Here is a 14,108-nt window from a genome sequence, read left to right as displayed (position 1 = left end):
TTTCTGTTAAAAAGTTGCTATCTTATTGTATCCACAAACGAAAAAAGAGATGCCTCATAAAGAGACATCATCTTTTCTATACTTGCGGTTCAGATTCTACTTTCTCAACCTTCTTCTTGTTTTTTCCCTTTTTCAAACGACGGTTTTCAAGCATTAACCAAATTTGAGAGGCAACGAAAACAGAAGAGTACGTACCTACAATTAATCCAACAAGTAAGGCAAACGAGAAGTTACGTAGTGACTCACTACCGAAGATAAGCAGTGCAATTACTGGGAATAACACTGTTAATACGGTGTTAATCGAGCGACCAAGCGTTTGGCGAATACTTGCATTTACGATTTCTTCTAGATCTTTTATATCGCGCACTCGTTTTTTCTGTTTGTATAATTCACGGTTTCTATCAAATGTAACAATCGAGTCATTAATAGAATAACCGATGATTGTTAGTACTGCAGCGATAAATGTTAAGTCTACCTCTAGTTGGAAAATACTAAACATAACAATCATAACGAATGCGTCATGTAATAATGCAAGCACTGCAGATAACGCATACGTAAATCGGAAACGAATACTTACGTATAAAATGATAACCGCAGAAGCAATTAATACTGCGATAAATGCATTTCGTGCAATTTCTTTACCAATTGTCGGTGAAACTGTACTTACGTTTGGATCTGTACCATATTTATCGTGGAAGAATGTTTTTGTTTTCGCAATTTCATCTTTTGATAAAACACCTAATGTACGAACTGCGAAACCTTTATTGTCATCTCCAGTCGGTACAATATTTTCTTCCTTCACATCAATGTTCAATTCTTTAAAATCTTTATGAACATCAGACACAGTAACGGCTTGTTTTGATTGCAAGTCGATACGTGTACCACTCGCAAAGTCAATACCAAGATTCAATTTGAAAATTGGTAAGATAATTGCACCCGCAATTACAACTACAATCGAGAAGATAAGGAATTTATGACCGATATTTACGAAATTAATACGATCAAATCTCGTTGGCGGATGTACTACCCCTTTTGTTAATGGAATAATATCCTTTTGTTTCACACCAAAATATCCTGGTTTTTTATCAAAGTAACGGCTCTTTACAAGTAAACCTAGTAAGAAACGAGTACCGAATACGTTCGTAATAAAACCAACTAAAATACTTACGATTAAACTTGTTGCGAATCCTTTTACAGAGCTATTACCATAAACGAATAACACACCAGCTGCTGCAAGAGTTGTAACGTTTGCATCTAGAATTGTTGCTAATGAACGATGATTACCAGCGCGGAATGCCGACATCATGGACTTACCAATTTTCAACTCTTCTTTCAGTCTCTCGTACGTAATAATATTCGCATCAACTGCGATACCTACTCCGAGCACTAACGCCGCAATACCTGGCAACGTAAGAACTGCATGCATCCAGTTAAAGACAAGTAATGTAACGAAAATGTATAAACCTAACATAATAACCGCTACAAGTCCTGGTAAACGGTAGAATACAAGCATAAATAAGAAAATAAGAGCGATACCAATCGCACTAGCGAAAATCGTTTGCTCTAACGCTTGTTGACCAAATTTCGCTCCAACAGATGTTGAATACATTTCTTTTAAATCAACAGGAAGTGCACCTGCATTTAATAAAGATGAAAGTTGTTTCGCACTTTCAACTGTGAAGTTTCCACCTACGATAGATACTTCAGCTTGGTTAAATACTTGGTTTACTGTTGCTGCTGATAAGAACTTCGGATTCGGTTTTGCAGATTCTGCTTTGTACGAATCTTTTCCTTCTTCAAAATCAAGCCAAATTACCATTAAATTCGTTGGTGGTGGCATTTTTGAAATTTTTTCAGTTACTTCACGGAATTTTTCAGCGCTCTTTAGTGTAAGACCTACGCTCGCACGGCCTTGCTCATCAAATGTTTGCTTCGCTCCGCCGCCTTTTAAATCCGTTCCGTCCATAAGAAGATTATCATCTACATCACGGAATGTTAATTTCGCTTGTGTTGATAACATTTCACGTGCTTTTTGCTGATCTTGTACACCAGCAAGCTGTACACGAATTCGATCTTGCCCTTCGATTTGAATGTTCGGCTCACTTACACCGAGAACATTGACACGATTCTCAAGAGCACCTACTGTACTTACAAGTACGTCTCGATCGATTTTGTCACCTTTTTTGGCTGGTTTTACTTCATACAGAATTTCAAAACCACCGCGAAGGTCTAGTCCTAGACTAATTCCTTTTGCTATGTCTTTTCCTGCCGCACCAATTACTCCACCGATTAATAAAACGATGAGGAAAAAGGCGGCAATTCTCGTACCACGCTTTGCCATATGTACCCTCTTTCCGCTACTAACACTTTAAATAAATCTCTTACGATTCACTTTTACACGTGTGCATACGTCTAGTTAGTAGACTTCCTTTCTATAATTTTGCTAGCTCATCACTAGCTGTGCCGGTACGTTTTCACGATACCTGCACTTTCATTATTTGTTTTCTCTCTTCACTACCTCCTTTATATATGATCTTAGACATAATTATTTCCTGATTATCAATACCTATCATTATACTGCAAAAGGAAGAACAAACCAATTGCAGTCGGTTATTTATTTTCATATTCATCAAATGACCAAAGTGGCGCTTGATATGCTTCAACAGTTAAATATGTCATATATTCATTAGCGCTTACTGTTAATACGTCATTAACTAATTCATACAATCTAACATCGCTGTCTATCTTCTTCCACTTTTTCACTTTAAGAAACTTCCAAATGTCATCATCTGTCACTCTGTCGTAGCCGAACATTTGAAACTCTTCTACTTTACTTTCTAAAACGACTTGTAACTGTCCGCGGTATGATTCTACCAAAGCCTCTCTATCTAACATCTATAACATCTCCTTCTTATTTCGCACGAAAAGTCGCTTTTATTCCCGCTCTAATGGACAGCAATAACTACTTTCAAGAGCACTATCATATTTCACTCTCTTAAATGCTTGTCATTCTTGTCTCGTACGTGCATATAAATTATTGTAAATCATTCCATTGATTTTGAGAAGGTAGGAGAAGAACATGACGAGACAAAGCTTTTTAAAAGGCGCATTTATTTTAATGATAGCCGGCTTTATTACAAAAATACTCGGCTTTATCAACCGCATAGTAATGGCACGTATTTTGGGAGAAGAAGGCGTTGGTCTTTATATGATGGCCGTTCCTACATTCATTTTAGCAATTACATTGACACAAATTGGTCTTCCTGTCGCAATCGCAAAATTTGTAGCAGAAGCGGAAGCTGTGAACGATAAACAAAGAGTTAAAAAAATATTAACCGTATCACTAGCTGTTACATCCGTTATTAGTATCATTTTAACAATCGGAATTATGTTCCTCACACCTATTTTAGCAAAAACATTATTAACCGACGAAAGAACGTACTATCCATTAATGGCCATTTTGCCCGTTGTTCCTGTTATTGCTGTTTCTTCTGTTTTGCGTGGTTATTTTCAAGGGAAACAAAACATGAAACCTAGCGCTTATGCGCAAGTTCTAGAACAAGTCGTCCGCATTACCATTATCGCTATATGCATTCAATTATTTTTACCTTACGGCATAGAATACGCTGCAGCCGGCGCTATGTTATCAGCTGTTCTCGGTGAAGTTGCATCGTTATTATTTTTACTCACGTTATTTCAGCGAGAAAAACATTTATCAATACGCTCTGGATTTTTCACTACTGTAAAGGAAAGCAAAGGGACATTTTATTCTCTGATGGATATTGCCCTTCCAACTACAGGAAGTCGTTTAATCGGCTCCGTTTCATATTTTTTTGAACCTATTGTCGTTATGCAAAGCTTAGCAATTGCTGGTGTCGCTGCTTCTGTTGCAACTCAGCAATACGGTATATTAAACGGTTATGCATTCCCGCTTCTATCACTACCCGCCTTTATTACATACGCTCTCTCTACAGCGCTCGTCCCTTCTATTAGTGAAGCAATGGCAAAAAGACAACATAAATTAGTGGAGCACCGTTTACAACAAGCACTTCGAATTTCATTAATTACCGGCGGATGGTCTGTCGTTATATTATACGTATTCGCTTCTCCTGTTTTAACTCTTATGTATGGGTCAGACAGTGCAACAGCATTCATTCAACTTCTTGCGCCTTGCTTTTTATTTCATTATTTCCAAAGTCCACTTACCTCTGTTTTGCAAGCTTTAAACTTAGCAAGAGCTGCAATGATGAATACATTTATTGGTGCCATCGTGAAATTAATCGTTATTTTTGTACTAGCATCAAGGCCAGAATTTCAAATGATGGGGGTTGCTCTCGCTATTGCAGCAAATATTGTAACAGTAACATTTCTTCACTACGCTACTGTTTTAAAAAAGATTACATTTACCATTTACGCAAAAGACTATATTTTCGGCGGACTTGCCATCGGTATCGCAGGCGCCTTCGGTTTTTATCTTCATAAATATATTATTTTCTCTCATGCCCTTGGCATACAAACATTATGGGAAATCACTTTAACAACAATTGTTTATATCGTACTTCTCTTCACTTTCAAACTCATTCGAAAAGAAGAGTTAAGTCGTCTCCCTATCATTCGTAAACTTTCATTTTTGAAATAAGGTGAAACTTTAATCAGTGGGGTAATCTCCACTGATTATTAGTTACACTAATCATTCTTACTCTTTCAAAGAATAAGTCTCTAATTTTCTTTTACATCAACAAAAAATTTTCCGTTTTGAAAACTACAGTATAAAATTTGTGTTACATCGTTATAACCTAAGTTTTTTAATTTCTCAATAAGCCATGCATCTGTATGTTCAATCATTTGTAAATGACTAGATTGAATTTCTCCATCAATAATAAGAGGAAGCGTAAACTGCAATGTATCTTGTTTATTTTTTTGTTTTTGAAAGACAGATAACTTCCCAGACGGTTCCAAAATAGCATATTCTACATCCCGAATATCTCCAACTCCTTGTTCCCTTAATTGCATCATTAAATCATCTATATTATAACGTTGCTTTCTCATCTTCTTTTCATCAATCTTTCCCGCGTTTACAAGAATAGCCGGCTCACCTTCTATTAAATGCCGAAAGCGTTGATACTTTAGGGAAATGACTGACAAAATAATTTGGATGCACATAAGAAAAGTCATCGGAACTAATTGATGCCAAAGTGATTTATCGGTATTTTCAATTGCCACTACAGCCATTTCTCCAAGCATAATAAATACGACTAAATCTAATACACTTAGCTCTCCTATCTCACGTTTACCCATAAGACGAAAAATAATTAAGATGATGATATACAAAAGCATTGTCCGTCCAATTATTGATATCCATTCCATTTCTACATCTCCTTTTTTACGTATAGACTCCCCTATAAAAAAGAAACTAGTCTAACTTAGACAAAAGGAAAATATGCTTGTATTAAAAAGGGGGAATGCATAAATGGATGGAACGAAAAAATTATCAACTGCAATTGGCTTCGGTATTGTTACACTACTAATTCTCGCATCTATTACTAGTATGATTATGGCTCTTTTATTAAAGTTTACGAATATAAACGAAGGGACATTAACCGTTACTATTTTTATACTCGCTCTTTTATCTATGCTTATGTCTGGATTTACTGCCGGCAAAAAGGCTCAAGGAAAAGGTTGGCTAGTAGGTCTCACAACAGGTCTCACGTTCACTATACTCGTTTTTCTAGTTAACTATTTAGGCTTTTCTCAAACTTTATCGAACTCACAATTACTTTATCAATTAGCATTAATGGGGGCGAGTACACTCGGTGGTATTTTCGGTGTAAATATGTCAAAGCAAAGTAACTAAAAAAGGCCCTGCATATTTCATGCAGGGCCTTCCAAATTAGTTTTTCACAACTTCACGAATCGCATTGCGATCGAAAGTTAAGTGTGAACCACCAGATTTAATAACAATTTTCGTCTCATCTACTGATTCGATTGTACCGTGTAAACCACCGATTGTTACGATAGCATCACCTTTTGCTAACTCACTTTGCATTTGAGCAACTGCTTTTTGACGTTTTTGTTGCGGGCGAATTAATAAGAAATAGAAAATCGCAAACATCGCAACGATCATAACGATATTCATCATACCTGCATTCATCTTTTGTTCCTCCTTTTAAATTATGTATTAGAAGTTTTTAGCATTCGGTTTATTAAAGCCATACTGTTCAAAGAACTCTTCGCGGAAATCGCCAAGACGGTCTTCACGAATAGCTTGTCTCACCTGCTCCATTAAGTTTAACAGAAAATGAAGGTTGTGATAAGACGTTAAACGAATTCCGAACGTTTCATCACATTTCATTAAGTGACGAATGTACGCACGAGAGTAGTTTTTACATGTGTAGCAATCACAGTTTGGATCAAGCGGACCGAAGTCTCTTGCGAATTTCGCATTTTTTACAACGAGGCGACCTTCACTTGTCATACATGTACCATTTCGAGCGATACGAGTTGGAAGTACGCAGTCAAACATATCAATACCACGAATTGCGCCATCGATTAACGAGTCAGGAGAACCTACCCCCATTAAGTAACGAGGCTTATTATCTGGAAGAAGTGGTGTTGTAAACTCAAGTACACGGTTCATAATATCTTTCGGTTCACCTACAGATAAACCACCTACAGCGTAACCAGGGAAGTCCATTGAAACAAGATCTTTCGCACTTTGACGACGAAGCTCTTCGTACTCTCCCCCCTGTACAATACCGAATAAACCTTGATCTTGCGGACGTTCATGCGCTTTTAAGCAACGTTCTGCCCAGCGGCTCGTACGCTCTACAGATTTCTTCATATATTCAAAAGTAGCTGGGAATGGTGGACACTCATCAAATGCCATCATAATATCTGAACCTAATGCATTTTGGATTTCCATCGCTTTTTCTGGTGATAAGAATAATTTATCTCCATTTAAGTGATTACGGAAGTGAACGCCTTCCTCTTCAATACGACGGAAGTCACTTAAACTGAATACTTGGAAACCACCAGAATCTGTTAAGATTGCACGATCCCAGTTCATAAATTTATGCAAACCGCCTGCTTCACGAATAATTTCATGACCTGGACGTAGCCATAAATGATACGTATTACTTAAAATAATGCCAGAATCCATTGCTTTTAATTCTTCTGGTGACATTGTCTTAACTGTTGCAAGTGTACCAACTGGCATAAATGTTGGTGTATCAAATGAACCGTGCGGCGTATGCACACGACCTAAACGGGCACCCGTTTGTTTACATGTCTTAATAAATTCATAACGAATTGCTGTCATAACTTACTCCTTTTATTTGTTTCTCATTTTAGCGTGAGATGCAACGAACATTGCATCACCGAAGCTAAAGAAACGATATTTTTCTTTTACTGCTTCATTATAAGCATGAAGTACATTATCTCTATTTGCAAATGCACTTACAAGCATAATTAATGTTGATTTCGGTAAATGGAAGTTTGTAATTAAACCATCAATTGCTTTAAATTCATATCCCGGATACATGAAAATATCTGTCCATCCAGAAGCAGCGCAAAGCTTACCTTCATGATCTGTTGCAATTGTTTCTAACGTACGAGTTGATGTCGTACCTACAGTAATAATACGTCCACCATTCTCTTTCACACGATTTAATAATGCCGCTGTCTCTTCAGACATATGATAATATTCTGCGTGCATATGGTGTTCTTCAATCGTGTCTGCAGAAACTGGTCTAAATGTTCCAAGTCCTACGTGAAGTGTAATGAATGCTAACTGAACACCTTTTTGCTTTAACTTCTCAAGTAACTCTTCTGTAAAGTGAAGTCCCGCAGTCGGCGCTGCTGCTGAACCGATTTCTTTCGCATATACTGTTTGATAGCGATCGCGATCTTCTAGCGTCTCTTTAATATATGGAGGAAGTGGCATTTCCCCAAGTTCATCTAAAATTTCATAGAAGATGCCGTCATATGAAAATTCAAGCTGACGTCCACCTTGATCTGCAGTTCCTGTGCAAGTTGCTTTTAATTTCCCTTCGCCAAAAGAGATAACAGTTCCTTCTTTTACACGTTTCGCTGGCTTTACAAGCGTTTCCCACTTATCACCTTCTTCTTGTTTTAAAAGAAGTACTTCAATGTGCGCGCCTGTATCTTCTTTCACACCGTGCAAACGAGCAGGCATAACTTTCGTTTCATTTAAAACTAAGCAATCCCCCTCATGTAAGTAAGAAAGAATATCCGTAAAATGTTTATGCTCAATATCACCTGTTTCACGGTCTAACACCATTAATCTTGATGTTTCACGCTCCTCTAACGGGACTTGTGCAATAAGTTCTTCTGGTAAATGAAAATCAAACAGATTTATATCCATAGCTATATCCACCTATTTCTTATTTAAATCGATTTATTATATACATAATAAAAGATAATACAATACTTAACACAATACATGTAATGATAGGAAAATAAAAGGTAACGTTTCCTTTTTTCACAAAAATATCGCCTGGAAGCCTTCCAATGAACTTCCAAGCTAATCCAACAACGATGAGTAAGATCCCGGCTGTAATAAGCAGCTTTGGCATCTCCGTCATACTTTTGGTATCTCCATTCCGAAATGTTCATACGCAAGCGGCGTTACAATTCGGCCCCTCGGCGTTCGTTGTAAAAAGCCAATTTGTAATAAATACGGCTCATACACATCTTCAATCGTATGAGATTCTTCTCCAATTGTTGCTGAAACCGTTTCTAATCCAACTGGACCGCCACGGAATTTCTCAATAATACCAAGCAGTAATTTATGATCAATATGATCTAGACCTAATTTATCTACTTGCAGTAGCTCTAATGCCATTTGTGTAATTTCCATCGTAACCGTTCCATTACCACGAACTTGTGCGAAATCACGTACACGTCTTAAAAGACGATTCGCAATACGAGGTGTACCACGAGCACGTCTTGCAATTTCTAATGCAGCTAACGAATCGATTTCAACTTCAAATACTTCTGCTGTACGTTCAACAATCGCAGAAAGCTGATCTACTGTGTAGTACTCTAACCTTGAAAGTACACCGAAGCGGTCACGAAGCGGTGCCGATAATGCTCCAGCACGTGTCGTTGCTCCAACTAATGTAAATGGCGGTAAATCTAGGCGTACAGAACGTGCTGAAGGCCCTTTTCCAATTACAATATCAAGGCAAAAGTCTTCCATCGCAGGATACAATACTTCTTCAATTGATCTATGCAAACGATGAATTTCATCAATAAATAATACATCCCCTGGCTGAAGCGCTGTTAATACAGCAGCTAAATCTCCTGGTCTTTCAATTGCGGGACCTGAAGTTGTTCTAACATTAACGCCCATCTCATTGGCAATAATATTCGCAAGCGTCGTTTTACCAAGACCTGGCGGTCCATATAAAAGCACGTGATCTAACGTTTCTTCACGCATTTTCGCCGCTTCAATAAATACTTCTAAATTATGTTTCGCTTTATCTTGGCCAATATACTGACGGAGCGTCTGTGGCCGTAATGAATATTCTAAATCCGCATCTTCATATGCAGATTCCCCTGAAAGGAGACGTTCGTCCATTATACTCACCTCTTACCATTTAGTAAAAGACTAAGTGCCTTTTTAATATACTGATCCGTCGTTAATGCTTCTTTTAATAACTCTGGTACAACACGAGAAACTTCGCGTTCTGCGTATCCAAGTGCGCGCAGAGCTTCCAGTGCCTCATCAAGCTCAGCTGATGAACCTTTCTTCTCATCAAAACGTTCTGCGTCTGAGAATAAATCAACAAATGCATCTGGTACGACATCTGCTAGTTTTCCTTTTAAATCTAAAATCATTTGGCGTGCTGTTTTCTTTCCGACGCCTGGGAATTTCACTAAAAACTTCTCATCTTCATGCTCAATCGCTTGAACGACCTGTCCTGTTTGACCAGAAGCTAAAATTGCAAGAGCGCCTTTTGGCCCAATGCCAGACACGCCTAACAACTTTGTAAATAATAAACGCTCTTCACGTGTTTTAAAACCGTAAAGTGCCATAATATCTTCTCTCACATAATGATATGTATAGACACGGATTTCTTGCTTACTTCTTTGAAATACATACGGATTTGGTGTGAAAATTTGATAACCAATTCCATTATGATCAATTACGACATATTCCGGCCCTACATACTCCACGTAACCTGTAACATATTCAAACAAAATACGATCTCTCCCTCTTAAATCATGTATTCCATTTTAACATATTTAATGATAGAAAAGCGAGACTGCCCCAACAAATGTTCTCCACTTGAAACTTCTGTTATTTTCCATTGACAGAAAGGTTAAAGCACCTTAATATACAGAAGTCGATAATGATTATCAATACTAATTAAAGGGGTTACATCAGGATGAAACGTAAGCTATTTATTTTATTTACTATTATGCTTGTTGTTCTTTCTATCGTTGGCTGTTCTTCTCAAAAAGAAGAATCGAAAGCAAAAGAACAACCGAAAACAAAAGTTGTAAAACATGCTAAAGGTGAAGTTACAATTCCAGTAAATCCAAAGAGAATTGTTGACTTATCTGGATCAACAGAAGAACTATTACTTCTTGGACATAAACCTGTTGGTACAGCAAATACATATAAAGATAAAATCCAAAATCACTTAACAGACAAGTTAGATGGAGTAAAAGCAGTAGGTTGGTACTGGGCACCTAAAGTTGATTTAGAAGCTGTTACTGCTTTAAAACCAGACTTAATTATTTTAAACAACCGTCAATTAAAAATTTATGATCAACTAGAAAAGGTTGCACCTACAGTTGTTCTAGAAACAAACTTAGAAGACTGGCGCGGTAAGTTTAAAGAAGTAGGTAAACTATTTGACGAAGAAAAGAAAGCAGACAAATGGATTGCAGACTACGATAAAAAAGCAGACTCTCTATCTAAAAAAATTAAAGAGAAAACAAAAGATGAGAACTTTATGTTCGTCGCAGTTACACCACAAAACTTCCGCGTATACGGTAGCTTCGGATACGGTGACATCATCTTTAACGACTTAAAACTTCCAGCAACAAAAGGCACAGATTTAAAACAAACGATGGCGCAAGTATCGCTAGAAGGTCTTGTTGCATTCCAGCCTGATCAAATGTTTATTGTAAACTTCGGCGGCGAAGCTGATAAAGTTTACGAAGACTACAAAAACAGTGCCGTTTGGAAAGACAATAAAGCAGTTAAAAACAATCACGTATATGAAGTATCAAATGAAGTCTTCAATACGAAAGCATTCAATCCAATCGGAAAAGATATGCTAATTGATGAAATCGCGAAAGAAATTTTAGCTAAAAATAAATAAGAAAAAAAGCAGCTCACCATGAGCTGCTTTTTTTCTTACTTTGAACTGCGTATTGCTTCATTTTTTCAATCGTCTTCACAAAACCTTCTTTTGATTTAATACGAATGCCACGTTTCAATTTCGCACGTTCATAGCTCTCAAGCTTTTTCATATCAATTTGAAAGAAAGAATGGATCGCATTATCATTTTTTGGCACACCTTTGAAAATTTGTAATATCCCTTCCTCTGAAACACCAAAATACCCGCTCGTTTTCAATAACGGAGAAATATCATCAACTTTCTTTTGCAATACAATTTGTACATCATCACGATCAACGAGCTGCCATTCTTTATACTGCTGTAAAAACTTTTCTAAATCCGTCACTTTTTCTGTAAGTATTTCTTCGCTTACTTCGCCATCAACATACATACGCTCTAATAAAATTGTAACCTCAGGTTCTTTTTTCGTTACCTCTGGTACTGGCCCTTCCGCCTTCACATTCGTTTCATAAACGAAACAAAACATCATAACGAAAGCTTGCATCGCAATCAGTATCCATTTCATTTCCGTTCACCTCTTTTAGGCAAAATCAAACTTTCATTAGTAGTTTTTCCGGAAATGGGGGTTTTATCCCTATTACATTTCTTTCGAAAATATAAAAAATGCAGATAAGGATTCACCTCATCTGCATGTATCATTTACTTTTATATAAAATGAAAGACGCCTGCAAAGCAGGCGTCTTGATGCGTTTACGGCGAGAGACCAGGCGACCACATTCGCGTGTTTAGCACTTAAGCATATCTCTCGTCTTACGTAAATTAGCTCATCGCTTTGCTAATATAACATTAATAAAGTATAAGTGCAACATGTTTATAAAAATATTTTATTTCCTCTTTCATCTAAACAAATTATATGTAAATTATAAATTGATAAATGTAATGTATATGTTACAATTAATGTAACAGCGAAATCATAATAAACAGGAGATGGGTAGTGTGAAAAAAATAAAGGATGAACGTCTCATTCTGCAAACGTTAAAAAACGTACGTATTGCTTTTCTTTTTCAATCACTTGGTATAATCGGTATTTTAGGCTATATCGGATTCACTGAAGGAATAGATCAAATTACGAAATCTCCATTATGGCTAGTATTTATTCTTACGAGTATAATCCTTAGTTATTTACAGTTAAGTGTTTCAATTGATGTAGAAGAAAGTGAAAAGGAGATAAAATTAACTCCTTATTACAAAATTGTTTTACGCTCTCTTATTGTAGGAATCGTTATGGCTATTATTTATATCATTTTCAGTCCAGAAAGCCCCCTATTTGAAGCTATTTTAACAGGTGGTATTCTCTTCATATGCTTTTTAGGTTCTTATTCCGTTAGTTATTTTATTAAAAAACGTCGTTTACAAGACGAAAATGAATAAAGAGGAAGGGCTCCCCCTTCCTCTTTTGTTTTGCTATCGCACTGTACCAGTTAAACCGTAACGAATGTCTCTGAACATATTTCCTATATCACGATTAAAATCGTTTGTAACTGTACCGTTACGTAGACGCGTACTCATTGCATCGACACGAGTAAACATATCATTTCTTACAGAAACATATACGTTTCTGTTTCCAACTTCATTTGCAACAGCTTGACGAATTTCGTTCGCCATCGCCGTTTCATTTGTCACTGTGTTACGTGGTTTTACCGCAATCGCTACATCGTTTCCATATACAACTGTAGACACACGGTCTACGTTATTCATACGTTTCACACGATTTGTTATTCTTTCAGCTGTTTTACCATCATTGTTAATGTATGAATTGTTCATTGTAATATTACGAGTTGGATGCGGATTAGCAATTTGTCCATTGTAATTTACATCACGGTAATAATTGTATCCTGTATCGTTACGACCATTTCTATATGTTACATAATCTGTATAACGATCATTACGCGTCACATTATCACGATACTGATGTGTATCATTATAAGATGTACGCTCGTAATTGTAGTTACGTCCATCCATTGCATTGTTTTTTGGTGTACCACATGCAGCTAATGCACTAGTAACTAACAAAGAAGCAGCAATCACTTTTACTTTCGTATTCAATACAAAAACCCCCTCTGTTAGAATGAGCTTCTCTACTGAAAAGCTCCCTCTTATGATGAGTAACAGAGAAGGTTTTTACACTGTTAATATTTCACTGGGAATTTTCTAGCACTTCATAAAAAAACTGCCTTTTCTTAATTAACAGGAATGCAAAAAAGGCGGGAATACTCCCGCCTTTTTAAACTTCTTCTTCGTCCTCTTCTTCTGAAACGGGCTCTCCAAATACATTTGGTGGATCTGGTTGATAATACATCGTTCCTGGCTGTGGTGCATATGCAGACTGAGTTGGTTGATAATATAAAGGATTCGCATATTGCGGACCGCCTGGTTGTGGACTATATAGTCTACTTTCTCCTCCGCATCCACAATCTTCCTCACTCTGCACAAGCGGCGACATGTTATTATCCATTGGCATCATATTCGGGTTTGGCATAGACGTATGTTGCGGTCCAAACGGCGCTCCTTGCTGATATGGCATTTGATATGGATTTGGTTGTTGATAATACGGATTCGGCGGCATCATGGGCATTTGATAGGGCATCATATTTGGTGGTTGATTGTTATCCATAATCGGCATCATATTCGGCATTTGATTGTTATCCATAATTGGCATTATATTCGGCATTTGATTGTTATCCATGATTGGCATCATATTCGGCATTTGAT

At 37.0% G+C, this 14,108-nt stretch carries 15 protein-coding genes and 1 pseudogene; 4 read left to right on the top strand and 12 right to left on the bottom strand.

Annotated features, from left to right (window positions below; genetic code table 11):
* Window positions 1-76: 76 nt before the first annotated feature.
* Both secDF and ACQGSG_RS03205 read right to left on the bottom strand, forming a co-directional pair.
* The gene (gene secDF, locus ACQGSG_RS03210) at window positions 77-2,341 is read right to left on the bottom strand and encodes a protein translocase subunit SecDF (RefSeq protein ID WP_001119066.1); all 2,265 of its coding nucleotides are present in this window, start codon (window positions 2,339-2,341) and stop codon (window positions 77-79) included.
* A 269-nt stretch (window positions 2,342-2,610) separates the two neighbouring features.
* Entirely contained in the window at window positions 2,611-2,895 is a 285-nt protein-coding gene (locus tag ACQGSG_RS03205) for a post-transcriptional regulator (RefSeq protein ID WP_000886978.1), read from the bottom strand.
* 184 nt (window positions 2,896-3,079) lie between these two features.
* Between ACQGSG_RS03205 and spoVB the strand changes: the two genes are divergently transcribed.
* Window positions 3,080-4,639 (top strand): stage V sporulation protein B, encoded by a 1,560-nt coding sequence (gene spoVB, locus ACQGSG_RS03200; protein ID WP_000198300.1) that lies wholly within the window; start codon window positions 3,080-3,082, stop codon window positions 4,637-4,639.
* Window positions 4,640-4,719: 80 nt separating this feature from the next.
* On the opposite strand, the gene ACQGSG_RS03195 is transcribed toward spoVB, so the two are convergent.
* Window positions 4,720-5,367, bottom strand: coding sequence for a DUF421 domain-containing protein (locus tag ACQGSG_RS03195; RefSeq protein WP_000454818.1), 648 nt, complete (start codon window positions 5,365-5,367; stop codon window positions 4,720-4,722).
* 103 nt (window positions 5,368-5,470) lie between these two features.
* On the opposite strand from ACQGSG_RS03195, the gene ACQGSG_RS03190 reads away from it, so the two are divergent.
* Window positions 5,471-5,854: a TIGR04086 family membrane protein gene (locus tag ACQGSG_RS03190; RefSeq protein ID WP_000349150.1), complete on the top strand. Its 384-nt coding sequence runs from the start codon at window positions 5,471-5,473 to the stop codon at window positions 5,852-5,854.
* A 36-nt stretch (window positions 5,855-5,890) separates the two neighbouring features.
* Here ACQGSG_RS03190 and yajC read toward each other — a convergent pair whose 3' ends face one another.
* Genes yajC through ruvA form a run of 6 tightly spaced genes read right to left on the bottom strand, consistent with a single transcriptional unit; the run spans window position 5,891 to window position 10,224 of the window.
* Window positions 5,891-6,151 (bottom strand): preprotein translocase subunit YajC, encoded by a 261-nt coding sequence (gene yajC, locus ACQGSG_RS03185; RefSeq protein ID WP_000991115.1) that lies wholly within the window; start codon window positions 6,149-6,151, stop codon window positions 5,891-5,893.
* Window positions 6,152-6,178: 27 nt separating this feature from the next.
* Window positions 6,179-7,318, bottom strand: a complete 1,140-nt coding sequence (tgt, locus tag ACQGSG_RS03180; protein WP_000125365.1) for a tRNA guanosine(34) transglycosylase Tgt — start codon at window positions 7,316-7,318, stop codon at window positions 6,179-6,181.
* 12 nt (window positions 7,319-7,330) lie between these two features.
* Entirely contained in the window at window positions 7,331-8,383 is a 1,053-nt protein-coding gene (gene queA / locus ACQGSG_RS03175; RefSeq protein ID WP_000354034.1) for a tRNA preQ1(34) S-adenosylmethionine ribosyltransferase-isomerase QueA, read from the bottom strand.
* Between the two features lie 19 nt (window positions 8,384-8,402).
* Complete coding sequence (locus tag ACQGSG_RS03170) at window positions 8,403-8,603, bottom strand: DUF2905 domain-containing protein (protein WP_000138162.1); 201 nt, start codon at window positions 8,601-8,603, stop codon at window positions 8,403-8,405.
* Complete coding sequence (gene ruvB / locus ACQGSG_RS03165; RefSeq protein ID WP_000344449.1) at window positions 8,600-9,601, bottom strand: Holliday junction branch migration DNA helicase RuvB; 1,002 nt, start codon at window positions 9,599-9,601, stop codon at window positions 8,600-8,602. The genes ACQGSG_RS03170 and ruvB overlap by 4 nt, the downstream gene beginning before the upstream one ends.
* Before the next feature lie 5 nt (window positions 9,602-9,606).
* Complete coding sequence (gene ruvA / locus ACQGSG_RS03160) at window positions 9,607-10,224, bottom strand: Holliday junction DNA helicase RuvA (protein WP_000464505.1); 618 nt, start codon at window positions 10,222-10,224, stop codon at window positions 9,607-9,609.
* Window positions 10,225-10,412: 188 nt separating this feature from the next.
* Here ruvA and ACQGSG_RS03155 point away from each other — a divergent pair, with 188 nt between their 5' ends.
* Window positions 10,413-11,357 carry an iron-hydroxamate ABC transporter substrate-binding protein gene (locus ACQGSG_RS03155; RefSeq protein ID WP_426947016.1) on the top strand — a complete coding sequence of 315 codons (945 nt, stop codon included), beginning with the start codon at window positions 10,413-10,415 and terminating at the stop codon, window positions 11,355-11,357.
* 13 nt (window positions 11,358-11,370) lie between these two features.
* On the opposite strand, the gene ACQGSG_RS03150 is transcribed toward ACQGSG_RS03155, so the two are convergent.
* The gene (locus ACQGSG_RS03150; RefSeq protein ID WP_000871174.1) at window positions 11,371-11,901 is read right to left on the bottom strand and encodes a BofC C-terminal domain-containing protein; all 531 of its coding nucleotides are present in this window, start codon (window positions 11,899-11,901) and stop codon (window positions 11,371-11,373) included.
* 431 nt (window positions 11,902-12,332) lie between these two features.
* On the opposite strand from ACQGSG_RS03150, the gene ACQGSG_RS03145 reads away from it, so the two are divergent.
* On the top strand, window positions 12,333-12,767 hold the full coding sequence (locus ACQGSG_RS03145; protein WP_000721242.1) for a hypothetical protein: 435 nt from the start codon (window positions 12,333-12,335) through the stop codon (window positions 12,765-12,767).
* A 33-nt stretch (window positions 12,768-12,800) separates the two neighbouring features.
* Here ACQGSG_RS03145 and ACQGSG_RS03140 read toward each other — a convergent pair whose 3' ends face one another.
* Both ACQGSG_RS03140 and exsA read right to left on the bottom strand, forming a co-directional pair.
* The gene (locus ACQGSG_RS03140; protein WP_001093541.1) at window positions 12,801-13,442 is read right to left on the bottom strand and encodes a YhcN/YlaJ family sporulation lipoprotein; all 642 of its coding nucleotides are present in this window, start codon (window positions 13,440-13,442) and stop codon (window positions 12,801-12,803) included.
* A 178-nt stretch (window positions 13,443-13,620) separates the two neighbouring features.
* A pseudogene (gene exsA / locus ACQGSG_RS03135) lies at window positions 13,621-14,108 on the bottom strand (spore coat assembly protein ExsA); the annotation flags it as partial.

The organism is Bacillus sp. GMa5/1 (assembly GCF_050172015.1).
In the GTDB taxonomy this organism is placed as follows: domain Bacteria; phylum Bacillota; class Bacilli; order Bacillales; family Bacillaceae_G; genus Bacillus_A; species Bacillus_A cereus.
This window is presented reverse-complemented; position numbering and strand designations above follow the sequence as displayed.